We start from the raw sequence: 24,332 nt of genomic DNA, 5'->3' as shown, positions 1-24,332 counted from the left end.
CAAGCTTTTAGTTTGATTTATACAATAAGAACATCATAGGTAGTAAATCTCTCCGTGTCAATACCGTTAGAAAAGATTAAGTAAAGAGAAATAAAGATCGGTAGCCTATACCTTAAAAATCATCTTCAATAATTTCAGCCACTCTTCCTACTTGGCCATCCGTCAACCTGACTTTAATTCCCCTCGAATGATATGAGGATGATGTCAGCAAGTCTTTCACAATGCCTTCTGTTAAATTTCCTGTACGTTGGTCCTTTTTTAAGATTATATTCACCAACATGCCTGGCTTTACATCTGCTCTATTTCTTCCATCCATGGTCAAACTTAGAAAAATTGTTTTTTAAATGCAATATAAATAAACAATTTATTGTTAGAAAAACCTTCGTCTCGTATTTTGGAACAGGTACAATGAAAGCAAATGAAAGCCAATAGCGTAGATGAATGTTATAAACCGAACTGCAGGCTATTTTATTCAACACCTACCTACCATAAAAAATGGTCGGAATTTCTTCCGACCATGATTGGCTTTAAGCCTTTTTATGGTATGTTGGCCATCAGCATATTGACTGTTTGACCAATTGAATTTATTTAAATAGCTTAAAAATATCGTTTCCGAATATAAAGACCATTAAAGCCAATAAAATAAAGAAACCAACCATTTGTGCTTTCTCCAGGAATTTTTCGCTCAATGGCTTGCCTTGTATCATTTCAACCAACAAGAACAATACGTGACCGCCATCCAAAGCTGGAATAGGCAATAGGTTCATAAATGCCAATGCCATAGACAACATCCCTACTAAGGACCAAAAACGGATCCAGTCCACTTCTGTGCCGAACAAGGTAGCGATTCCAATAGGACCAGATAATGCTTTATCGGCACGTACCTCGCCTTTGAAAATCTTGCCAAATCCTTTGGCGTTGTCGGTAATCACCGTAAATGCTTTTTTAGCGCCGATTGGAAATGCCTCCATCAAGCTATATTGCGTTGTAAAAGATTTGATGGAATAATCACGATTAATGCCTATTCCCAGCATGGCATCCGCAGGAACATTCCCTTGCAATGAAACTTCAGTTCCTTTGCGTAAAACTTTAATCGCTACAGCTTTATTGATATTCGCTTTTATTTGTGCTTTAAATTCGTCGAAGAAAGGAACCAGTACCTCGTTCACCGCAATAATACTATCGCCTTTCACAAACCCCATTTTACTTGCTACCGATCCAGGTGTTACTTCAGCAACACTTGTTGTTTTAACACGAGGTTCAATAAACTTCTCCCCTTTCTTATCAGAAAGCGTGTTCAATAAATCGGCCGGAACTTTGATATCTTCTGTTTTACCAGCGCGATCAACCGCAAGCGTCACTCCGCCCATCAATACTTTAGAACTGATCAACTCCGAGTAATTTTCGATACGGTGACCGTCTATTGAAATCACTTTATCACCAGCTTTCAAACCGATGGATTCACCAATGGATCCCGGAACAATACCGTTTACCAGCTGATCCATTTTGATATCTGTATTGCCCATTTTAAAAGTCAGCATCCAAAAAACAACAACGCCGACCACAATATTGACAATAATCCCCCCAAGCATAACGATTAAACGTTGCCAAGCTGGTTTTGATCTAAATTCCCAAGGTTGTGGCTCACCCTTTAATTGCTCGGTATCCATCGATTCATCGATCATACCCGCAATCTTGACATAACCACCTAAAGGCAACCAGCCAATACCATATTCACATCCTTTATAATTGAATTTAAATAATTTCACTCCCCAGGCATCAAAGAACAGATAAAATTTTTCCACCTTGATACCAAATGCACGTGCTGCTAAGAAATGTCCTAACTCATGTAGAACAATTAAAATTGACAAGCCTAAAATCACTTGTCCGACCATAATTAAAACACCCATGTATGCTTTTTAAAATTTAATCTTTGATTATTTCCTTTGTTACTAATCTTGCGACACGATCCGTCTCCAGATAATCATCCAGCGTCGGTGTCGTAATGAATTCTACTTTATCTAATGTCTGTTCAATAATATCACTCATCTCCAAAAAACCAACTTGATCTTTCAGGAAGGCATCCACAACAACTTCATTGGCTGCATTTAATACACAGCTTCTATTTCCGCCGGCACGAAGGCTCTCATAGGCAAGCGCCAAATTCCGAAAAGTTTCCATGTCTGCTTTTTCAAAACTGAGCGTCGGATAGTCCATGAAATTAAATCGCTCAAAACTGTTTTCAAAACGTGCCGGATAGGTCAGTGCATATTGGATCGGCAATTTCATATCAGGAACCCCCATTTGGGCCTTCATGGAACCATCCTGAAACTGAACCAGCGAATGTACAATAGACTGTGGGTGTACAATCACATCGACCTGATCTATTGCCAGATTAAAGAGCCATCTTGCTTCAATCACTTCTAGCCCTTTGTTCATCAAGGAGGCTGAGTCGATCGTAATTTTGGCACCCATCGACCAATTGGGATGTTTCAAGGCTTCAGCCTTGGTCACAGCGAGAAGATCTGCCCTCTTTTTACCACGAAAGGGTCCGCCGGAAGCTGTGATATATATTTTCTCGATTGGATTATGCTCCTCTCCAGCCAAACACTGGAAAATCGCCGAATGCTCTGAATCGACAGGAAGCATGCGTACACCATATTCTTTCACTAAAGCCATAATCAGCTCACCGGCGACAACCAGCGTCTCCTTATTGGCTAGCGCAATATCTTTTTTCGATTGAATCGCTTTAACAGTAGGTTTTAATCCCGCAGATCCAACGATCGCATTCAAAACAACATCTACTTCTTCGTACTGCACCACTTCAACCAGTCCAGCTTCCCCCAAAAGAACAGCAATATCATGTCCTTTTAAAGCATCCTGCACATAACTGTACTGAAGGGAATCTGTTACGACAACCGCCTTGGGCTTAAACTCCAAGGCCTGTTTAACCAACAATGTGGCATTGCTACCACAGGTCAGAACGATTGCTTTAAATTTAGTAGGAAAGGCTCGAATCACATCCAAGGCTTGTGTACCTATACTTCCCGTTGCCCCTAAAATGGCAATTCCTTTTTTACTCAAAACCTTTGCTATTAATTAAAATATATTATTTAAAATCTTTGGATCCTCTCCCCCATGGTAATCCGCCATCATGGATCGGTAAGCGACCGAAACAACAATACTAGCCAAAGGTACCACCAAGAAAGAACTCACGAGGTTCAAAATAATAAAAATTATGTAATATTCTAAATAATTAAAATACATCTGTAATAACTGGAAAAAAGCAAATACAGCCAAAATCAATAATAGTTTGAATACATTGCCCTTTGTCAGTGCAAAACTGAATCGTAATGACCTCAATGTGCCCGCGTGTTTATCGATAATGAAAAATGGATAAAATGCCACTCTAATAATCAAGATGAAAGTCAATATTGCTGCGACAAAAACAACAAACATCGTAAAGTTACTCATCAGCTCCATCCGATTGTCACCATTTTCAAATAGATAAAGGAATGGTAAAGAAACGGCTCCTAAAATCATCAGAAGTGCTATGGAGAGCACCATTATACTTAACATTGCGCCAAAAAAATAGGCGAGCTCCTTAGAACTAGGGATGCACTGGATCAATTTCTTATCATGATTTCCATCAATCAGACTTAAGATATACTTAAATAAAGTCATATTCAATCCGAAATACATCACCATGAAAAAAAATGCCATAAAACCACTCAACACCACATTGAAATCACTGATGGTGGTCGCGAGATAATTAGAGAGTCCGGAGGTCACGAACAGTAAAAAACAAAGCCCCGCCACTGAAAAATAATGTCTTTTCAGCAACTCCCATGACTTATTAAAAACCTCATTAACAGCAAAAGTACTTTCCTTTAGGAATTGAATCATTTTTTCTTTGAATAAACTTCTACAAAGATGCCATATTTTTTAATTTTCAACAATTTACACTCCCATAAAAATCATTTTTTTTATAATATTTAACATAAAAAAAAATCCCCTATCCGAATGGACAGGGGATTCTATAGGGTATATCGAACTATGCCTATTTAAATTCTTTGGGAAGCGGCTTCTCCAATAAGTATTGATAGTAGAAACGCGCACGCTCATTAGAATCATATTTACTTTTCGAACGGTCAAATCCATGACGGCTTCCCGGATAGATCATCAACTCAAAAGGAACACTTCGATCTGTCAATTTATCAACAAGTTGGATTGTATTCTGTAAATGAACATTATCATCCATATCGCCATGCATAATACGCAAAACGCCTTTATAGTTATTTGCATAGGTTAACACAGAACCAGCTTTATAGCCTTCAGGATTGTCTTGAGGCGTATCCATCCATCTTTCAGTATAATGGCTATCGTACAGATCCCATGAGGTTACTGGAGCACCGGCAATACCAAAATCAAATACATCTGCGGCCTTCGTCATCGCTAAACAAGTCATATACCCTCCGTAGCTATGCCCGGTGATAAGCACTTTGTTTTTAGCTACCCAAGGTTGCGATTTTAACCATTTAACAATCGTTGAATAATCAATAATCTCCCAGTGACCAAGATTGCGGTGCATATAAGCAACACCTTGTTTACCAAAATGACCAGATGCCCGGTGATCTGCAGAGACTTGAATAATTCCTTCATTAGCCCAATATTGATTATTCGCTCCTTTCCAGGTATCTTTTACCGTTCCAGCATCAGGACCACCATAGATACTGAAAACAACAGGGTAAACTTTTGATTTATCGAAATTTGTCGGATAAGTAATTGTCAATGGAAGATCGAACAAACCATCATCTGATTTAAGATGTAAGTATTCGGTTTTACCATACGTATACGAAGCAAAATCAGCCGCTTTACTATCTGCTAACTGACGGACGACTTTACCTTGGTTATCCAACAAAGCAAACCGATCGGGTGTACTCACATTGGAGTATTTGGTAATAAAATACTTACCATCAGGCGATACATTGACATCGTGTGAGTATTCTCCGAAAGTCAGACGTTTTAAATTTTTACCCGAATAATCCACGCGGTATAAATCAAAACGTGCCGAATTTTCTTTACGTGCGGTAAAATAAATCACCTTATTTTTTTCATCAATCCGTTTTAATTCGGTTACCTGCCATTCGCCGGAAGTAATTGGATTGACCAATGTTCCGTCCAATTTATAGAGGTAGTAATGCGCCCAGCCCGTCTTATCCGATTTTAAGATATAATATTTGTTGTCCGCAAGATAGGTGATACGCTCATCGTGATCCAAATTGATCCATGAAGCCTGACGCTCGTCGTAGATTTCTTTTTTAGAACCAGAATTCGGATCCACTTGATAAAACTTCAAATTGTTCTGATCCCTGTTCATCCACTGCACCATCACATTTTTGCTATCAAAGGCCCAGTAAGGCTGCCCAAAATACTGATCATCTTTTTCGTTGAAATCAGCCCAGGTAACGTTCCCCCCATCGAGATGAACGATACCCACCTTCACCTCCGGATTTGGGTCTCCAGCTTTGGGGTATCTTGTCTCCTCCAGGTAACCATGCTGGCCTTTGGACGAATAAATCGGAAACATAGGAACCTTGGTATCATCGAAACGCATGAAGGCGATTTTACGGCTGTCCGGAGACCACCAAAAAGCTTTGTATTTTGTTGGACGCCCAAGAATTTCCTCGTAATATACCCAAGATGACCAACCATTATAAATAACGTCGGTACCATCATTTGTATATTGCATTTCCTTTCCCGAAGTCACGTCCACGCTATACAAATTGCTTTTGCGGGTAAAGGCAACATATTTACCATCCGGCGATAAGGTCGGATTCTGTTCAGCAACATCAGGAGAGTTGGTCAACTTCTTGGCTACACCATCTGTACTTTTCAGGAAGATATCATTGTTTTCGACATAGACAACCGTCCCTTCTTTAGGAGGAACTGTATAAATGCTTCTGTGACCTGATTTAATGTTAACCTGATATAAACGACCATCATTTACATCATTTTCCAGATAAGCTGTCCCGTCTGCCCAGCCAGGATACTGATTCGTGCGAACTGTCAACGATGGCTTTTGCCCCCAGGACTGTGCAAAATCCAATTTCTTTTGTGCAAAACCAACCTCATGCACTAAAAAAACGATAGACGCACCTAAGAGTACTCTTGAAACCGTATTCATTAATTTTTGGATATGTTTATTAATTATTTTGGCTAAGATAAAGAATTGTGACAAATAACGACGATTTTGCCTGTAACAAGCTTAATTCAGATTGCGCGTACCATATGGCTTAGCAAAGACTTGATTAAGCCGGATGATTCCTTGCTAAGGACGATGCTCGAAAAGTGTTAGCTGTATACCTTCCTTTGGAAAATCAGCTTCTTCCACAAAATTTGATATCGAAACACCCAACAACCTTACTTTGTTCACCAGCTCAACCTTACTCAACAAACTATGGGCAGTGGCGTAAATTTTGTCTTCCGAATCAAAACTATTTTCTAAGGTTATACTGCGTGTCAACTGAACAAAATCGGCATATTTAATTTTTATGGTTAAGGTTCTTCCAGAGATTTCCTTTTTCCCGATGCGTGTCCACAACTGTTTGCAGAGCCGTTGCAAAATGGTATTTAATTCTTCAAATGCTTCTACATCCTCGCCAAAAGTATCCTCAATCCCGACCGATTTACTGCTGCGATTGGGGACAACAGGACGGTCGTCGATCCCGCGTACGATACGGTAAAAAAAGTGCCCAGTCTTTCCAAACCAGCGCACCAAATCCTCCTCGCGTTGTTTTTTTAAATCAAGCCCAGTAAAAAGCCCCAGTTCATGCATTTTTTTCGCGGTTACTTTTCCTACGCCAAAAAACTTATCCACGGGCAATGACTCCATGAACTTGACAATTTTCGAAGGACCTATAAATGTTAAGCCGTTGGGCTTGTCCATATCCGAAGCAATCTTTGCAACAAATTTATTGACGGAAACACCAGCAGAGACGGTCAGATTCAACTCTTCTTTAATAGCCTCTTTAATGGCTTTGGCGATATCAATAGCCGAACCAATACCCTGTTTGTCTATGGTCACATCCAAAAAAGCTTCATCCAGGGAAAGCGGTTCGATTAAATCCGTATAACGGAGAAAAATCTCCCGAATTTGGTATGAAACCTGACGATAAACATCGAAGCGAGGATAGGTAAAGATAATATGGGGGCACAACTGGAGAGCCTTTCGGGAGCTCATAGCAGATTTGACGCCAAACTTTCGCGCTTCGTAGCTGGCCGTTGCAACGACTCCCCTCCCATCCGGGGAACCACCCACTGCAATCGCTTTTCCCCGATATTCGGGAAAATCACGCTGATCTACAGAGGCATAAAATGCATCCATATCCAAATGAATAATCTTGCGATGTACCTGTTCGGGATCCATGATCCAAATTTACAAAAATTAGCATTATAGACTAAGAAAACCGAAAAATAACTAATAGAATTAGTAATACAGCACAAAACGACAATCACTCGGCTAACCAAGCGTTAATCTAGGTATAATGCATTCGTCATTATGCTGTTAATTAATTATCTTTAGATGAAACTATCCGTTGGACAGAAAAATCATCGTTCCGGCGCATAGTCCTAGTCACTGCATTAAATGGTTTTAATTAGCACACATGATGGAAAATTTACCCGAACAAAAACCGAAAAAATCCGGATTTAAGAAGTTCTTACTGCTGCTGATCCTTTTCCTCCTTGTGGGGGCTGGCTCCTATGTTTACTGGAAGTATTACTATGTATTCGGTGAAGGTGTAAAATCTGGCTATCTTAATTATGCTGTAAAAAAGGGCAATATTTTCAAGACCTACGAAGGCAAGCTCATCCAGGAGGGATTTGGAAGTATCAAAACGGGTGGTATCGCCAGCAATCAATTTGAATTTTCTATTGAAGATGATTCGATATTCCGTCAACTGGAGCTCAATAGTGGAAAATACTTCGATCTGCGCTACAAAGAATATCATGGTGTGCTTCCCTGGCGCGGAAACACGGTTTATATCGTTGACAAAATTGTCAATATGAAATAGTGAACTCCGCCGTGTTTACCAGCGGAGTTATCGACACAACTTACTTATGCAGAAAGCACATCACGCACGATCAATTTTTCGTTAAAATAACGTTTTAAAATGCTTCCGTCACCGTGTAGTGTCCAAACTTCTTTGGGATTTACCATCTTAATGTACTGAAGAATGTCATTCCAGTCCACATGATCAGAAATATACAGCTCGATATCATTCTGTACCTGTAAACGTTTCCAGCCTGAGGCAAATGCACGTAATACTTTGGTCGCCCTAAAATAACTATTGAAGGTCATCGGCGGTACCAAGTAAACTTTGTTCTGTTCGCCCTGTTTCATTTCTTTTCTGTTGTAGGGCTCGTAGTCTAATTTCTTCAGCCCGTGTTGATCATAAAGGCGATGGTAAGGCAATATTCCACTATGCACAAGCACTTTTCGATCCGGGCAGTACCTGTTGATCAAATCAGTAATTCGCTGCGCCTTGCCCAACACATAAGTACCTAATAAGATATTACTGGCATGTCCATCAAGTTTTTTTATCTCCTCCGCCGGATCGGGATGGCTGATATCCGGATTTGCAAAGGTACTTTCCGTAATGAGGACATCAGCCTGCTGCACTTTGATCGGCTCACAGGTATCATCAGCTTGTAACTTGTAATCGCCGGTGTACAAGTAACGTACCCCCCGATATTCCATTAGAATCTGTGCTGAACCCAGTATATGACCTGCTGGTAAAAATGTGATTTCGACTGCACCTATTTTAAAGGGACTATTAAACAATTTGACCTGATAAGAATCTTTGCGATTTTGTTTATACCGATAAGTCATAAAAACTGAAGTCGCATGTGTGGCATACACATAGTCGTGTCCTGAACTGGCATGATCGCCATGGGCATGAGATACGACATTGTGCATAACGGGATTGCTGGCATCAATAAAAAAATCACCATAACGGCAGTAATAGCCTTCTGGCTTTCTGACTAAGAAGTCAGCCAATAGTGTAGACATCATATTATTTTAGAAACTTTTGATGCAAAGTCCACACCTGCGGTAATAGCGGAGTGGTTCCATCATTAATGATGACGAAGTCTGCCAATTTTAATTTTTCTTCGTCAGATAGTTGCTTATTAATTCGCTCCATGACCTGTTCCTCAGTAACAGCATCACGTTCCATGACACGTTTAACGCGTATGGGTAAAGGCGCAGTAACCAGTATGGTATAATCAAGATCCTTGTAGGACCCACTTTCAAAAAGCAAAGCAGCCTCTTTGAGTGAATAACGGGACTTTTGCTGTTCAGCCCAGTCCTTTGCCGCCTGAATGACGACGGGGTGTACAATGCCGTTCACAAGTTCGAGCTTCGCCTTGTCGGAGAATATCTGTTCAGCCAAAAAAGCCCGATCCAGTTTCCCATCCTTATAGGTCTCTTCGCCGAACTCCGCAATTAAGCGAGCTTTGATTCGCAAATCGGTATTCATCAATTCCTTCGCCTCATCATCAGCATTATAAACAGGTACAGCCATGGCTTTAAAAAGCTGACAGATAAATGTTTTACCGGATCCAATTCCACCTGTTATTCCAATCTTCATGAAAATATTGTTATTTACGTACAAAAAAGTCCACGTTTTGAGGCACAATGCTAATTACCTTACAATAGTCCGGTACCTTGGTCAGCAAAATAGGCAGATATTGCACCTCGTTTTTCTCCCAATCGGACAAATCCACCACCGCTTCAAAATCTCGCGATGTATAGGTATTATAATCTTTGACAGACATCAACACCGTGACGACAACTTTGCTCGGACTAAGCCTGACCGAGCTATAACGTTGGCCATTCTCCACTTTTACGGGCAACTCGATTATTTTCTCTGTCAATTCACCTACAGGCATGAGCACCTCGACCGAAGTCGGATAAACATTGATATTCGCTTTTTGGTTACGTGCCAGGTTGGCCACGGTCCGAACGTCGGTTTCGACTTCTTTCCCCCTAACGGTATCCGTTTCCCAATACTCGATAGCCGAAACATCCTCGTAAGGTCCGGTGATTGTCACATAAGCTGGTGTAACTTTGGTGTCAGCGATAAAACCGTAGCCACGTTTAAATCCGATATTTGCAAGGGGTTTTACAGGCACCTTACGCTGGGTCTGTTTGGAAAAATCAAAAAACAAGGTATCTGGGCTAACTGACACCACGCGTTGTTCATGTGGAAACTGTCGGTTGATAAAGCCCAATTGGTTGGAAAAAACAATCCAGTCTTTGGTTTTTAACGAGCTTAGGTCCACCTGAACCTTTGGGGTTTCCAAAGCAGCTTTGGAAAACAGGAATTGCCATCCTGTCATCTCCAGCTTCACTTTTACCGTATCGGATTGCTGGGGGTGAAATGCGCGTTTTTCGGGAAGATTGACATATTCAATCGCCGCCTTGACGGAAACAGTATATTGATTGGAGATCGAAAACAATAACCAAGCTAACAACGAAATTCCAACACAACGCACGAAGACATTAATCTTACGCCGTTGGGTCTTATTTATTCGAACTGCATTCGCCATGATACAAACTTAATCAATTTGCGTAAAAATCAGCCCATAGGCAAATAAAAACTTAGTCCACTAGGCGTATAAATCAGCTAATAAAAAATTGTCTGCCAAACGACAACTCACTTACCACCCCAAAAAATCCATGAACATCTTTCATAAGGAGAGCACTTGATCTGTTCGTAAAGGCAGACACGATCATCCAAAGTAAAAAACACCAATTGCATGCATCTATCCAAATAAGATGTACTTAAAATTTGGTCAAAACCGAAAGATAGCTTGATCAAATCCAGACTAAATTACTGTAATCGAAAGGGCAACCAATACAACCATAGCTTGAATAAATAGTATAATTCAATAAAAATTTAAAATAAAAAATTAAATAATATATGTTTTATTTTAAATTTAATTAAATTTGTGTTAATCAAAAAAAATCAATTATGAAACTATCCACTAATAACACAGCGCGATATCTCTACTATCTTTCTCGCGTAGTAATGGTATTCTATGTCCTATTCTTGGCATCAAATCTATTTTCATCCGGCATACCTGCCGCAGGTAGCGGTCTCAAAGCTTATGGGGTTTATAATGTTAATATAATACCCAAAGCCGCAGATGGCCCAGCAAATCAACAAAAGGATGTTTCTCAAACATTGGATCACTGGTTCAAGGACACATTGATTATCAGTCCTTACCAAGCGAAGGGCTTCGTTCAGTTGAGATTTCAATCCCTGAAAGAATTACTTTCCTTCTCATCTATTCTTTATCAAACCGCACAGTTATGTTACTGGATTCTAATTGGTTTATTAATTCTCGTTGTCCAGAAACTTTTTAAATCGTTTAGTAATAATACATTTTTTACGGATAAAAATGCTTCATTAATCGTTTTCAGCTCATTCTGTCTGATGCTTTTGCCTGTTATGAGATGGATTACACAGGAATTTTTCCTTAATTGTATTACAAAATTAAGTTTAAATAGTTCGGACTATATGTTACACAATGGAACACATCTTTTCGATACGGAGACAATCATTGGATTAGTATTATTAGCTTTTGGCGCAGCTTTTAAATCCGGTGTCGTCTTAAGTAGGGAGAATGAATCCTTTATTTAATTAAACATGCCTATTATAATTAATTTAGATGTTGTCTTAGCTAAGCGTAAAATGTCTTTGACAGAATTATCGGAGAAAGTCGGTTTAAGCCTTGTGAATCTTTCCATCTTAAAAACAGGTAAGGCTAAAGGCGTCCGGTTTGAAACCTTAGAAGCCATCTGCAAAGTACTGGACTGCAAACCTGGAGACATTCTTGATATGGAGTAAACCAAAAAGATACAGAACAGTATAGTGCCAAATCTCTCTTTATCTCAAAATTAAGCTAACATAGAAACAGACAAACCCTGTTTTTACAGGAAACCGCATCAGCTAACACCGTGTTCTAATGAAACCAACAGCTTCATTGCATTTTTCTCTTTTGTGGCAAGGGTTTTGAGAATTTCTGACGCCTGTTGCAGGTCATCGAAACTGACTGTCTCCGCAATTTGATTAAACAATTCCGACAAGGATGTCCACAATAATGCAATCTGCGCAAACTCATGATGAACCTCAGCGATCTGCTCTATTTGGAGCAGATCATAACTTTCCTTTATAAAGTCGCGGTATAGATTTCGAAACAAAGCGCCACCAGTACCTGCGTTTTCCATCAAATTTGCAGCCATTTTAAACTCACTTTCAATCGCATGACTCGTCTTATACCATTTGGTCAATTCCTCAGCAGTTTTCAAAATTCCTTTATATGAAATGTTGCTGATGGGTGGTGCAAGATATTCCTTTGCATTATTGACCATTGCAGCAATCAGCACTTCTTTCAAGTCCAAATCCCCACCACTACCTGCTATCGTGTAATACAGATTTTTAGACGCCATAGGCCCCTTCTCAGCCCTAGCTAGCACCAAACTCGCAAGGGATGTAAGCACGCTTCCACCCTGCTGCCGCGTATCCACCAGATAGGCATTATCATGGTCATAGCCATAAATAGCTACATAATGACCCGCGAAATGAAAGGGTTTTGCAAAATACTCCAGATGATAGGCATCGAGTTTTAAGCCTACCGGTTGCCCCCTATCCAAGAGCTGTTGTACAGCCTGCCAAGCTTTTACTTTTGAAGAAGTTTCATGAACGCTGAGGTTTAGACCGAGATTTTTGCAGATATGCTGCGTCAGGAGATCTGGTTTTATTCGTCCGCCCAAAAATGGAAAATCCATGGTTTTCATTTTCCAATAGATAAAACTGAGCCCTTCCGCCAGTCCAAAAAGCATCGGCTCGGAAAGTTCAATGCCTATATGGGCAAGTAATGTACCTGTTGCCGTTGTTTCACAATGCTGCCCATCAAATGGTCTAAGATTTTTCATATCGTTTTTTTTCATAAAGTTACTCCCTCAATCGACAGCCCGATGTCAGCAGTGGATTAAACCCTAAAAACAAATGAAAAACCGTTGAGAATAACATCGCAAAAACGACTGTATTTGACAACTGTTACGTTTTATGTTTACAGGGGTTTTACAGGGGTATTACAGGGGGTTAACAGGGGTATAACAGGGGTCAATCCCCTACTAACCCCCTGTTAATCCCCTGTAAAAATAGTGTTACTACTAAAGTAATTGAGAAAATAGTAGTAAATTGATAATAAGCTCAATACAAGAATTATAAACTAAAAGAGGAATAGCTATGGCAATTTTACAAAACGGTCCAAATGGACCTATTATTGGTAAATTTGGATCGGTGAGTGCCTACATGTTGAAGGATCAAAATGTAGTGCGCGGCCCAAAAAGAAAACGCAGCTCCCCACCAAGTGCGGCGGAGCTCTTAAACAGAAAAAAACAGCAAGTAGCCGGCAAGTTTGCCGGCCATAATAAGCGGCTTCTCGAATTTGGTTACCAGTTTTTAGCTGAAAAAGGAAGTCGCGTAGGTGCATTCCAATTGGCACAACGACATATTTTTAAGGAGGCCATCGAAATAGACGCAGAGAATAACCCTTTTGTTAATCCAGAACGACTGCTTCTATTTTCTGGTTCGCTAACCCCATTATCCAACTGCCAAGTCAGCATCAACAATGATGTAATCGACCTGAGCTGGGAAGCAGATGATCAATATAGTGATAGCGTATATAAAATCAACCTGGTATTATTGGACCCGTTTAATGAATCCCATTTAAGAACTTCTATCGCAAGCGTAAGCGAAGGTTCTTGTTCCCTTCAATTTGACCGGCTAAAGCGAAAAACCACTGATTTCCATGTCTATGTCGGAATATGGGATACCTTAGATGGCGGTTTTTCGAATTCCATTTATTGTGGAGTAATCTAAAGCATTGTTATCGTATCGAGCACTGCTCCGTCGCAGTTAGCTAAACGATGAAATTAAAAGGCATCACATAAAAAAGCCAGTTTTCTACGAAAACTGGCATTCATTTCTTTTAGGAAAAAGCTTATTCGTCAATTTTATTGACAACGTATTGAATAAACCAATTTGGAAGTTTATTTTCCGGTAATAAAATAGTAACCTCTCCACGAAATACTTCTGCTATCAGAACCATTGTTTCACCTGAGTTGTCAAATAGATAAGCTTTTTCACAAGTTCTTATCGCTGGCAATAAATTGGTCAGTGTACGATAGTATCTTTCGACGATTTTATCTTTTGGCACACCATGACCACCCTTCTCTTTTCTAATTTCAACACGAGAAATATTAATCAATGGGTCATCTAAGCAAACAAAATAAAAATACGTCCTATACTTTCTTTCACTTGCTTCATCAATTTCATCCAATTTGGACGGATGACTCATAACAGTCTCAAATGAATAGCTGATACCATTTTCGAGCAAATGATACCGTATAAAAGAGGTAATAAGTGACGCTTCATAACTATGAGTATCTCTAGACTTATCTACGATCATATTTTCACGGATAGCAATAGATATAGGGTGTCCTGACTCTTCGGCCTTCCGTAATAGGCTTATAGATTGATCCCTGCCTAGAAATTGATCCAAGTCTTCCTGAGTAAGTTTTAATCCAAACCTATTAAGATTTATAAATCCAGCTTTACTAATATCCTGTTCAATTTCGTCTGAATTAACAAAATAGCCAGTATTAAACTGGCTACTGATTTGCTTATATAAAGTTGATTTACCCGAACCATTTGGACCGGCAAATACCCTCAATCTTTTGGCCCTAGGCATAAAACAATACCTTTTTTTAATTTAACTTTACTCTTTATCCGATCTATTTTTTTAATAATCTGACGACTTCCGTCTACACGTTTTTCAACAACATATCCGCCCTCAATGATCTGGATCGATAAATCTAAAGCCCGGTTCTCCTTATTCGCAATTTCAGAAGCCTGTTTCGCTGCTTGATTTAATTTTCTGCGTTCTTCTTTCAATTCTAATGATGTCATAATAACCTCCGATGTCTAAATATACAAAATATTCACTATACTAATTCGAATAGGGATACATTTTAGACTAAATCTCGTAAGACGAAATTATAAAATTGCTACCAAAATATTATTTTATGTTATCAAAAATCAGGGATACCAGTGCACCTTTTTTATATTCGGGATTCGTTCCCCAGCGTAATCGTTTTACCGGGAACATAATAAAAAAAGCCAGTTTTCTACGAAAACTGGCTTTCATTTCTTTCAGGAAAAAGCTTATGAAGCACTCTTCTCCGTATTGTTAGCAGCTTTAGAAGCATCTAAAGCAATTGCTGATTTATCAAAACGGATTTTTACACCCGAACCTACATCGACTAAGAAAGTAGTGTCTGATACTTCTACAATACGGCCATGAATACCAGCTGTTGTAACAACCTTAGAGTTCACACCAAGTTCCTCAATATATTTTTTGTGATCTTTTTGCTTCTTCATTTGCGGTCTGATCATGAAGAAATAAAATACCACGATAATCAAAACCATTGGTAAAAAACTCATCAAATTGCCTCCCGCTGCTTGTAATAATACTGTGTTCATCTTCTATTATATCGTTTAATAATGTGTTATTTTGCTAATACTTCGCCTTTGAGCTGCACCGTTGTTAAGCCATTGGAAGCATTCGATTGAATCGTAATGATCTTCTGCTGTTTACCAACCTGTCCTTCACTATTGAAAGTTACATGGATCTCAGATTTTCCACCTGGCAAAATAGGGCTTTTCGAAAACTCAGGTTGCGTACAACCACATGAAGCAGTCACTTTCGAGATAATAACAGGTGCATCACCCGAATTTTTCAACACAAAGGTATGTTTTACCTGTGCGCCTTCTTTTACTTGACCGAAATCAAATGCAGACTCTTCAAATTCTACTTTTCCCAATTGTGCTGCTGCCTTAGAAAGGCTATCCGCAGCTGCTGTTTCAGTCGCTGTCGTGGTTCCTTCTTCTTTTCCTTTTTGTGCATTTCCACAAGAAAATAAAAGTACTGCCGACAAAGCTAAAACCGAATATTTGCCAAAGTTTTTCATTCGTATAAATTATTTATGCGTTTGGTTTTAATCTCTTAAACCACGACCTGCCTTCTGGATTCTTCCTTGTTGGTTCAGATCGTTCAGTATTTTATCCAAGATACCATTGATAAATGTATTACTTTTCAATGTACTGAATACCTTAGAAATTTCAATATACTCATTTATTGTCACTTTCACTGGAATAGATGGAAAATTAACCAATTCACATATGGCCATACGCATCAATAATGTATCCATTAAGGCAATACGATCTGATTCCCAATTCTTCGTTTTCTCAGAGATAAGCTTTTGATACTCATTTGTATTGCGGATAGTTTTACCCAACAATGCAATGACATAATCGCTATCATCATTCCAGTTTTGCGTAATCTCTGCAAGTTTATTTTTACGTGGATCTTCAGAACTAAAATTCTTAAAAGTCTTCGCAATCAACGCTTGCAATACTTCTTTATCTACCGGCCAGTTGATGAATTTTTCTTCAAAAACCTGCTCTATAACCGGCGATTTCAAGATGATCTTTTTAAAGATATGCTTGATGATATCTTTTTCCGTACCGATCGAACGATCTTCTTGTTGCAAGTACTCCAAATAAGCTTCAGAATCCTTTAACTGCAAAAATACAGTACGTACGATCTCCGGGTCAAAGCTCCAGGAAATCTTATACTTTTTGACACCTTCTCCATATTGTGGATTTTGTCTCAATGACTCAATAAAAGTGTTTGTACTTAACTTGGTCGTTAAAGACAAGTCTTTTTCAGTTGGTAAAAACTTATTGGCCCTACCCTCTGCATCTATTAAGACATAATCAGATACTTCATCTAAAAGATTCAGTGTCCACATATACATCTCATAAACTTCATCCACATTTTTTAATAGTGCTTTTTCAAATGTTTTGATGTCTTTATCTTCCGAAAGACTGTACGCATAAAGCGTTTGCACTACTTTTACCCTCAGGTGTCTCCTGTTTAACATAGTAATTTTAAAGAACGATTTTTTATAAAATAATAAATAAGAACGATTTTGGGATGAAGACTATCTCTTGATTTTTTTAATATCTTGGATACGCTTCTCCGCGATGCGATTAGCCGCTTCAAAAGTAGAGATATTCTCTTCTTTTGATTTTTTTAACACGTCTCTAGTCGCATTATAAATATTTTTGATCACAAATTCAGTGTGATCTACACCATAATTTTGAATTTCTGAATAACAGCCGATTAATGCACCAGCGTTGATCAAATAGTCAGGGGCATATAATATACCTCTTTCATGAAGGATAGAACTTGTAACAAGTTCATCTTTCAATTGATTATTGGCAGAACCAGCAATAATTTTGCATTGCATTTTCTGTGCGGATTCTGGATTTACGGTACCGCCTAATGCACAGGGAGAATATACATCAAATTCGTGATCGAATACTTCACCGTAAGGTATTGGTTCAGCTTTGTACTTAGCCGCTACTTTTAGCATTTTTTCTTCCGTAATATCGCTTACATATACACGCGCATTCTCTTCACGCAACATCGCAATTAAACGCTCACCAACACCACCTACTCCATGTACAATTACTTTTTTACCAGCAACATTTTCCGATCCGTATAATTCCTTTAAGCAGGCTTTTATACCGAAATAAACACCTTGAGCAGCGAAGATCGAAGGATCACCAACGCCACTGCCATGAATTGCTTTTGGTAAACCAGCAACATGGTCAGTTTCGGTATAAATATGTTCTAAATCGCGTTGTGTGGTACCTACATCCAAAGAAGCAATGAAATTACCATTCAATCCTTCAATAAACTGGCCCAAACGGCGCAATAAAACCTCAGATTTGTCCAAACGGCTATTCCCAATAATAACAGCACTACCACCGCCTAAATTCAATCCAGTGATGGCTGATTTATACGTAATAGCCTTGGATAAACGTAAAGCATCCTCAATAGCTTCTTCTGTACTTTCGTATGGTAACATACGAACCCCTCCTATCGCAGGCCCTAAGGTTGTATCATGGATCGCAACGATAGCTTTCAAGCCCACTAATTCATCATTACAGAAAAATAAGTTTTGATGGCCAGACTGGCTCATCAATTCAAAAATAGAATTTTGAGATGTTGACATAAAATGTACTACTCTAATTTGTTTTAATTTTTTAAGGTACTTGATGCAAAAGTAGGAAAATTATTCGTTGTGCATAACAACTTTTTTTATCCAAGACTTAACATTTGATTTCCGAATGACAGTAAATTCACTCAAATCGTAAAGCATTTTGATGAATTAGTCCTACTTTTGTATTCGTAATATGAAGGATCTCGCCTACTTAAATAAGTACTTTTATAAATACCGCTGGAAACTGATTCCAGGGGTTATTTTTGTTATCATCTCCAACTATTTCGGGGTATTGCCTGCGAAGGTAATCCGCGAAGCATTTGATTTGGTACAGGAAAACATCTATCTATACCGTCTATTTGATGGTTTCGACAGACAGGAACTCATCTACCAGGTTTTTGGCACCAGTCTCCTGTTTTTTGGTTTCGTCGTTCTCCTACTTTCGCTGTTGCGGGGCATATTTTTATTCTTTATGCGTCAGACGATCATTTTAACGTCGCGTTATATTGAATACGACCTCAAAAATGAGATCTATAATCATTACCAAGATTTAAACTTCGGTTTCTTTCGGAAGAACAATACCGGAGATCTCATGAGCCGAGCCACCGAAGATGTCAATCAGGTACGTAACTACCTCGGACCCGCCATCATGTATGCGATCAATACCGTAGTTTTATCGATCATGGTCATCTATGCGATGTATAGTGTCAATGGACGGTTGGCGACCTATGCATTGGCGCCAATACCGGTTCTATCGGTTATTATTTTATTTGTCAATAAGATTATTAACAAGCGTAGCTTAAAAATTCAGAAACAACTGGCGAACCTTTCTTCTTTTGTGCAGGAAACTTTTGCTGGTATCCGCGTCATCAAGACCTATACCAGAGAACAAAATAAAATGCAGGAATTTGAGAAGGAAAGTACCATTTACCGTAATACGGCTCTTGATCTCGTCAAAGTACAGGCTGTTTTCTTTCCGCTTATTCTATTGCTGATTGGGCTCAGTACGGTAATCACCATTTATATTGGTGGAATTGAAGTTGCCAAAGGAACAGTCACTGCCGGAAATATTGCTGAGTTTATCATCTATGTCAACCAGTTGACTTTCCCGGCCATGTCTTTGGCTTGGGTTACCTCATTGGTACAACGTGCTGCAGCCTCACAAAAACGCATCAACGAATTTCTCCATACTGAATCTCCAATTGTTAACGGAACAGCTACCCAAGAACTAGCGGGTGAAATCAGGGTTGATGGGATCTCCTTTACCTATCCGGAAACGGGTATTCAGGCGATTAAAAATATATCGTTCCAAATTCCGATCGGCAAAACACTTGCTATTATCGGAAAAACAGGATCCGGAAAATCTACACTGGCCAACTTACTCCTTCGGATGTATGATATCGACAACGGAAGTATTCATTATGATAGTCTTGAAATTAAAAACCTTGACTTCAAAAGCTTACGCCAACAAGTTGGATTTGTCCCACAAGATGTTTTCCTATTTTCAGATACCATTGCAAATAATATAGGCTTTGGTTTAGATCACTTTACACAGGAACAAGTGGAACAGGCCGCCAAAGATGCCGCTGTATACGACAACATTATAGCTTTTGAAGATGGATTTGAAACCGCCGTTGGGGAACGTGGTATCACCCTCTCCGGTGGACAAAAACAACGGGTTTCCATCGCACGCGCTTTAATTAAGGAACCCAAAGTATTGATTTTTGATGACTGTCTTTCAGCCGTGGATACAAAAACAGAAGAAACAATTCTCCGTTCGCTAAGCCGCATCATGAAAGGCAAGACCTGTATTTTTATTGCCCATCGCATCTCGACAATCAAGAATGCAGACCATATATTGGTGATGGATCAAGGAGAAATTGTGGAACAGGGTACACATGCTGAATTGATGGAGAAAAGAGGTGAATATTTTGAACTCCATGAAAAGCAATTACTGGAAAGTGTCGAAGGATAATTAAAATATCCCTGAATTCAGCTAAAGGATGGAAGGGATATCTCTCCTAAATTTGACTTAAATATTTAAGTCAAACATTTTACATTAAAGGATCATGGAGAGAACCCCTATTCAGAAGGCTACGTCAAGTGACGGAAAAACAATTGCTATTATTTCTTACTTAACCATCATCGGCCTTGTTGCTGCCATCATTATGAACAACAAGGAAAAGACTGCTTTAGCGCAATTCCATATCCGACAAAGTATAGGAATTTCAGTAACAGGAATGGCGTTGGGACTGTTACGTTTTGTTCCAGGTATTGGCGGAATTGCCATTAGTATTGTTGGATTGCTCCTACTTATTGCTCTTATATTAGGATTAATATCCGCATTTTCCGGAGAGCGGAAACCACTCCCCTTTATCGGTGAAAAATACCAGGAATGGTTCAATATGATCTAATCAACATTTTCAAGACATGGAGCACCTTCCCATCAAAGATGCTCCATGTTATCGTTTTTTATGAACGTTCTGCCTTTAATTGAACGTAGCGCATCTTTAGCTAGCTTTCATATCCGGCACCGCTTTCTCCTCTTTAAAAAACAGGGCAAATAGCACAAGACAAAAACCAGAAATACCTGCTGGAATAAACCAAAGATATTCCCAAAATTGAGCAGCATAAGCTGTTTTTAGGTAATCTGAAACAGCACCGGCAACCCAAAATCCGATCAGCATACCTACACCATACATCGCGATGGTAATAAGACCCTGTGCAGAAGCTTTGTATTTTTCACCAGCAATTCGATCGGTATAGATCTGACCCACTACGAACATAAAATCATAGCAGATGCCATGCAATAAAATTCCGAACAGCAATAAGAATGACCGTTCCTGTCCGTCGCCGTAAGCAAAAAACAAATAACGGAGTGCCCAGGCCGCAATGCCCAGTAAAATCATCTTTTTATACCCCAAGCGTCTAAAGAAAAATGGAATCAACAACAAGCAGATGGCTTCGGAAAATTGCCCCAATGCCATTTTTGCTGTGGGATTGGGTATTCCGGCGTTGACCAAAAATGGGTTCGCATTTTGATAATAGAACGAAATGGGAATACAGATGACAATTGCTGTTACAAAAAAAATCAGAAAACTCCGCTGTTTTAAAAGCTTCAATGCATCCAAACCGATTGCCTTTCCAAAATCAAACTTTTCATCTCTAAGCTTCACCTGTGGTGGTGTTTTTGGCAATGCTAGACTGAAGACCGCCAATAATAACGAACAAACCGCGCCCATAATAAAGGTATTATGCAGGGCACCTGCCTGTATCGATTCGGGAGCATCCCAACGGAACAAATAACTGATCACGAGTCCCGAACAGATCCAACCGATCGTTCCCCACACGCGTACCCCCGGAAAATACTTCTTCGCGTCTTCAATATGCCGGAATGCGATTCCATTGGATAAGGATAGCGAAGACATGTAAGCCATAAAATAGACAAATACATAGGGATAAAAATGTGTCGCATCCGGTGCTTGCGACATCCCGTAAAGTAGTGCAGCTCCAAGGAGATGTAATGCTGAAAGTACCCGCTCGGCATTAAAATACCTGTCGGCGACAAAACCCACAAAAAAAGGAGCAAATACAGCACCAAGGGATTGTGTCGCAAAAATATTTGCGACCTCCATACCCGAGGCATTGAGCGATTTAATGAGGTATGTTCCCAAAGTTACAAACCAAGCCCCTTTGATAAAATACTCTAAAAACATCATCAGGGACAATTGCACGCGTAATACTGGTTTCATCTATTAATTGGTGTTGGAGGTGTTTGTTTTGATTCGTTTAATCGGCTTCGCTATTGTTAACTATTTGCTCTTCAAGACATGCTATCATCTGGGTAGGTTATTGACCTATTTGTGCTCAAGGATGTCTCCATTTCTTTTCTTAAGATTCGATTATCTTTTCTTAAGATTCGGGCAATGCATTTCGCATAAAATTAAGCCAGTTCTTGCTGGCAATCTTTTCAAGATCCGTGTTATCATACCCTCTTTTTGACAGGATACCAAATACTTTTTGGATATCAGCAATAGTTTCCAGATCATAAGGACACTGCTCACGTCCAAATGCTCCGTCTAAATCGCTCCCCACCCCAACATGATCGACATTTCCTGCCAATTGACAAATATGATCAATATTGTTGGCCATGATATCCATGGAGCAATTACTTGTTTTAGGGTCGGATACACCGCGGACCCAATTCGGTACCATCATCCAAGCATCGAGCGCTACACCGATCACCGCTTTTTTCTCCACAAGTGTCTTAATCATTTCATCGCTGAACTGCCTATTATGGTCCACAAACTTGCGGCAATTATTGTGACTGGCCCAAATCGCACCCTGATAACGTTGTACAGCATCCCAAAAAGCATCATCATTTAGGTGTGTCGCGTCCAATATCATCCCCAATCGCTCCATTTCCTGCAACAACCTTATTCCCTGCTCATTAAGCTTGCCGGATGAATCTGTTCCATTGGCATATCTACCTGGCCCGTAATGTGCTGGTCCAATCGCTCTTAAACCATAGTTATAGGCTGTTTCGAGATAGCTGATATCCACAATGGAATCGGCACCCTCCAGACTCAGCAGATATCCGATTGGCTTATCGGCATGATCACTGCCATCCGACCAGAGCGCCAAATGCTGGTCCAGATCAGTTTTTGTACAGATCATTTTCATTTGGCCATCGGCTTCCATTGCTTTATACCATGCAAGCTGACCCTGTGTTTGTGCCCATGCCTGTTCCGGTGAGTACCAGCCTGGTAAAGAACTTTCGGGTTTTACGAATCGAGCGATTTGAGTGGCAACAACCAAACCAATATGACCACGACGCAATTCGTCAAAAGTGACTGTTGCCTTAGCCCGATCAGGTTTGTCATCCATCCCCTTTTCCCTACGGTTCAGTTCAGTAATCGGCAATCGAAGATCCCGATTCCATTCCATGGCATTCATACTCAAATCCAAATGTGCATCGACCAAAAATGGCATTTCAAATTCGTACATATCAATAATTTATTTTTTTATTTCGCGCATAAACAGTCCAAATTTGATCTGCCTGCCCTTCATTGACAACTTGAAGCTCGCCATAACAAGCTACTGTCGGACAGATATGTCGTGGCACGGCATACAGCGCATCGCCTAAGTTAAACTGGGCACTATCTGTTACCTCAACGACCAAATGTTCTTCACTCTGCATTTTTATTTCGCCAATACGGGGATCGAAAAACTTGACGCGAGGCTGCGGCGATTCACATGCAACTGATTTATACCCCAGGTCCAAACAAAGGTGCTTGTGATCAACGATAGAAACGACACGCGTCAAAAGTACCGCCGCAAGCATAAAATCTTGTTCTGCGTAATTTTCGGCATAGCCGAAATCCCAAAACACAAACGTTCCGGGACTGCATTCTACATCGCTGCGTTCAGCATGAAAAGGGAAACTTGGCGAACCGCCAATAACTTTAGTCAAAGGTTTAGAAGTAGACACCTGCGCCATAAGATAGGCGGTTTCGAGTATACTATACGAATGTTGGGATTGCTTTTCGCGAAGTTTATAATCTTTGTCATGAATATGACCGTCATAACCATGCACACCTACCAACTGAATACCTTCCAAAAGATGGATATCCATAACGAGACGCTCAATCCCTTCTAAAGCTACTCCTGTACGGCCCATGCCAATATTAACATCGAGATAAACAGCGCTGCGTAAGCCTTTCGACAGACTCCGCTTTGAAATCTCCTGTGCTGCATCGACATGATCCACAAGACAGGCAAAATGTGTCTCGGGAAAGGCGGTTACAAGATTCAAAAAACGATCTATCTTTGGCCCTACGGGCTGGTATGCCAGCAAAACATCTTTTGCGCCGATAACACCCAATAGTTCAGCTTCAGCAATAGTTGCACACTTAAACTTTGTAATCCCCTTATCCATCATCAGTTGGCATACTTCCCGACACTTGTTCGTTTTGATATGCGGCCGCAATCGATCAGCCCGCCCATGCACAATATGTAAAGCGCGGTCTATGTTCTTGACAATGCGATCAGGATAGACCAGCAAGGCTGGCGAATCGACCTGATCGACATCATGTATATGGCACCAAGTTTCCATATAATT

At 39.8% G+C, this 24,332-nt stretch carries 25 protein-coding genes; 6 read left to right on the top strand and 19 right to left on the bottom strand.

Annotated features, from left to right (window positions below; translation table 11 throughout):
* Positions 1-112: 112 nt before the first annotated feature.
* The 6 genes from L1283_RS10515 to dinB form a co-directional block, all read right to left on the bottom strand.
* On the bottom strand, positions 113-316 hold the full coding sequence (locus L1283_RS10515) for a YwbE family protein (protein WP_046674525.1): 204 nt from the start codon (positions 314-316) through the stop codon (positions 113-115).
* Between the two features lie 268 nt (positions 317-584).
* Positions 585-1,910: an RIP metalloprotease RseP gene (gene rseP, locus L1283_RS10510; protein WP_429626099.1), complete on the bottom strand. Its 1,326-nt coding sequence runs from the start codon at positions 1,908-1,910 to the stop codon at positions 585-587.
* A gap of 16 nt (positions 1,911-1,926) precedes the next feature.
* The gene (locus tag L1283_RS10505; protein WP_313418484.1) at positions 1,927-3,084 is read right to left on the bottom strand and encodes a 1-deoxy-D-xylulose-5-phosphate reductoisomerase; all 1,158 of its coding nucleotides are present in this window, start codon (positions 3,082-3,084) and stop codon (positions 1,927-1,929) included.
* Between the two features lie 15 nt (positions 3,085-3,099).
* Positions 3,100-3,906: a beta-carotene 15,15'-monooxygenase gene (locus L1283_RS10500; RefSeq protein ID WP_153846361.1), complete on the bottom strand. Its 807-nt coding sequence runs from the start codon at positions 3,904-3,906 to the stop codon at positions 3,100-3,102.
* Between the two features lie 154 nt (positions 3,907-4,060).
* Positions 4,061-6,187, bottom strand: coding sequence for a DPP IV N-terminal domain-containing protein (locus L1283_RS10495; protein WP_429626098.1), 2,127 nt, complete (start codon positions 6,185-6,187; stop codon positions 4,061-4,063).
* A 144-nt stretch (positions 6,188-6,331) separates the two neighbouring features.
* Positions 6,332-7,429, bottom strand: coding sequence for a DNA polymerase IV (gene dinB, locus L1283_RS10490; protein ID WP_145327044.1), 1,098 nt, complete (start codon positions 7,427-7,429; stop codon positions 6,332-6,334).
* Positions 7,430-7,667: 238 nt separating this feature from the next.
* Here dinB and L1283_RS10485 point away from each other — a divergent pair, with 238 nt between their 5' ends.
* The gene (locus tag L1283_RS10485) at positions 7,668-8,075 is read left to right on the top strand and encodes a hypothetical protein (RefSeq protein ID WP_075993279.1); all 408 of its coding nucleotides are present in this window, start codon (positions 7,668-7,670) and stop codon (positions 8,073-8,075) included.
* A gap of 44 nt (positions 8,076-8,119) precedes the next feature.
* Here the strand turns inward: L1283_RS10485 and L1283_RS10480 are convergent, their stop codons facing one another.
* The 3 genes from L1283_RS10480 to L1283_RS10470 are packed head-to-tail and all read right to left on the bottom strand — an operon-like array spanning position 8,120 to position 10,614.
* Positions 8,120-9,076 (bottom strand): exonuclease, encoded by a 957-nt coding sequence (locus tag L1283_RS10480; protein WP_312352506.1) that lies wholly within the window; start codon positions 9,074-9,076, stop codon positions 8,120-8,122.
* A 1-nt stretch (position 9,077) separates the two neighbouring features.
* Positions 9,078-9,653: a dephospho-CoA kinase gene (gene coaE, locus L1283_RS10475; protein WP_182331282.1), complete on the bottom strand. Its 576-nt coding sequence runs from the start codon at positions 9,651-9,653 to the stop codon at positions 9,078-9,080.
* 10 nt (positions 9,654-9,663) lie between these two features.
* A complete protein-coding gene (locus tag L1283_RS10470) occupies positions 9,664-10,614 on the bottom strand; it encodes a CdaR family protein (RefSeq protein ID WP_313418494.1) in 951 nt (316 codons plus the stop codon).
* Positions 10,615-11,039: 425 nt separating this feature from the next.
* Between L1283_RS10470 and L1283_RS10465 the strand changes: the two genes are divergently transcribed.
* Together L1283_RS10465 and L1283_RS10460 are read left to right on the top strand one after the other, a co-directional pair.
* Positions 11,040-11,711: a hypothetical protein gene (locus L1283_RS10465; RefSeq protein WP_088162135.1), complete on the top strand. Its 672-nt coding sequence runs from the start codon at positions 11,040-11,042 to the stop codon at positions 11,709-11,711.
* 6 nt (positions 11,712-11,717) lie between these two features.
* Positions 11,718-11,918, top strand: a complete 201-nt coding sequence (locus L1283_RS10460) for a helix-turn-helix domain-containing protein (RefSeq protein WP_088162136.1) — start codon at positions 11,718-11,720, stop codon at positions 11,916-11,918.
* 98 nt (positions 11,919-12,016) lie between these two features.
* On the opposite strand, the gene L1283_RS10455 is transcribed toward L1283_RS10460, so the two are convergent.
* Positions 12,017-13,006 (bottom strand): BtrH N-terminal domain-containing protein, encoded by a 990-nt coding sequence (locus L1283_RS10455; protein WP_088162137.1) that lies wholly within the window; start codon positions 13,004-13,006, stop codon positions 12,017-12,019.
* A 316-nt stretch (positions 13,007-13,322) separates the two neighbouring features.
* Here L1283_RS10455 and L1283_RS10450 point away from each other — a divergent pair, with 316 nt between their 5' ends.
* Positions 13,323-13,958, top strand: a complete 636-nt coding sequence (locus L1283_RS10450; RefSeq protein ID WP_088162138.1) for a hypothetical protein — start codon at positions 13,323-13,325, stop codon at positions 13,956-13,958.
* 121 nt (positions 13,959-14,079) lie between these two features.
* Here L1283_RS10450 and L1283_RS10445 read toward each other — a convergent pair whose 3' ends face one another.
* From L1283_RS10445 to L1283_RS10420, 6 genes are all read right to left on the bottom strand, one after another.
* On the bottom strand, positions 14,080-14,829 hold the full coding sequence (locus L1283_RS10445; protein ID WP_313418502.1) for a hypothetical protein: 750 nt from the start codon (positions 14,827-14,829) through the stop codon (positions 14,080-14,082).
* Complete coding sequence (locus L1283_RS10440) at positions 14,808-15,047, bottom strand: hypothetical protein (RefSeq protein ID WP_088162140.1); 240 nt, start codon at positions 15,045-15,047, stop codon at positions 14,808-14,810. Before L1283_RS10440 ends, L1283_RS10445 begins: the two co-directional genes overlap by 22 nt.
* A 255-nt stretch (positions 15,048-15,302) precedes the next feature.
* Entirely contained in the window at positions 15,303-15,620 is a 318-nt protein-coding gene (gene yajC, locus L1283_RS10435) for a preprotein translocase subunit YajC (protein WP_120332688.1), read from the bottom strand.
* 26 nt (positions 15,621-15,646) lie between these two features.
* Positions 15,647-16,108, bottom strand: coding sequence for a DUF1573 domain-containing protein (locus L1283_RS10430; RefSeq protein ID WP_120332687.1), 462 nt, complete (start codon positions 16,106-16,108; stop codon positions 15,647-15,649).
* 27 nt (positions 16,109-16,135) lie between these two features.
* A complete protein-coding gene (gene nusB, locus L1283_RS10425) occupies positions 16,136-17,083 on the bottom strand; it encodes a transcription antitermination factor NusB (protein WP_070565546.1) in 948 nt (315 codons plus the stop codon).
* 60 nt (positions 17,084-17,143) lie between these two features.
* Entirely contained in the window at positions 17,144-18,223 is a 1,080-nt protein-coding gene (locus tag L1283_RS10420; RefSeq protein WP_088162143.1) for a Glu/Leu/Phe/Val family dehydrogenase, read from the bottom strand.
* Positions 18,224-18,404: 181 nt separating this feature from the next.
* Here L1283_RS10420 and L1283_RS10415 point away from each other — a divergent pair, with 181 nt between their 5' ends.
* Positions 18,405-20,186, top strand: coding sequence for an ABC transporter ATP-binding protein (locus tag L1283_RS10415; RefSeq protein WP_088162144.1), 1,782 nt, complete (start codon positions 18,405-18,407; stop codon positions 20,184-20,186).
* A gap of 94 nt (positions 20,187-20,280) precedes the next feature.
* Positions 20,281-20,625, top strand: a complete 345-nt coding sequence (locus L1283_RS10410; RefSeq protein ID WP_088162145.1) for a hypothetical protein — start codon at positions 20,281-20,283, stop codon at positions 20,623-20,625.
* 96 nt (positions 20,626-20,721) lie between these two features.
* On the opposite strand, the gene L1283_RS10405 is transcribed toward L1283_RS10410, so the two are convergent.
* The 3 genes from L1283_RS10405 to L1283_RS10395 form a co-directional block, all read right to left on the bottom strand.
* Positions 20,722-21,963 carry an MFS transporter gene (locus L1283_RS10405; RefSeq protein ID WP_088162146.1) on the bottom strand — a complete coding sequence of 414 codons (1,242 nt, stop codon included), beginning with the start codon at positions 21,961-21,963 and terminating at the stop codon, positions 20,722-20,724.
* Between the two features lie 160 nt (positions 21,964-22,123).
* Positions 22,124-23,218, bottom strand: coding sequence for a dipeptidase (locus L1283_RS10400; protein ID WP_429626097.1), 1,095 nt, complete (start codon positions 23,216-23,218; stop codon positions 22,124-22,126).
* 1 nt (position 23,219) lies between these two features.
* Positions 23,220-24,326, bottom strand: a complete 1,107-nt coding sequence (locus L1283_RS10395) for a D-TA family PLP-dependent enzyme (protein ID WP_429626096.1) — start codon at positions 24,324-24,326, stop codon at positions 23,220-23,222.
* Positions 24,327-24,332: the final 6 nt, after the last annotated feature.

This window comes from Sphingobacterium sp. HSC-15S19 (genome assembly GCF_050433745.1).
Taxonomy (GTDB): domain Bacteria; phylum Bacteroidota; class Bacteroidia; order Sphingobacteriales; family Sphingobacteriaceae; genus Sphingobacterium; species Sphingobacterium siyangense.
This window is presented reverse-complemented; position numbering and strand designations above follow the sequence as displayed.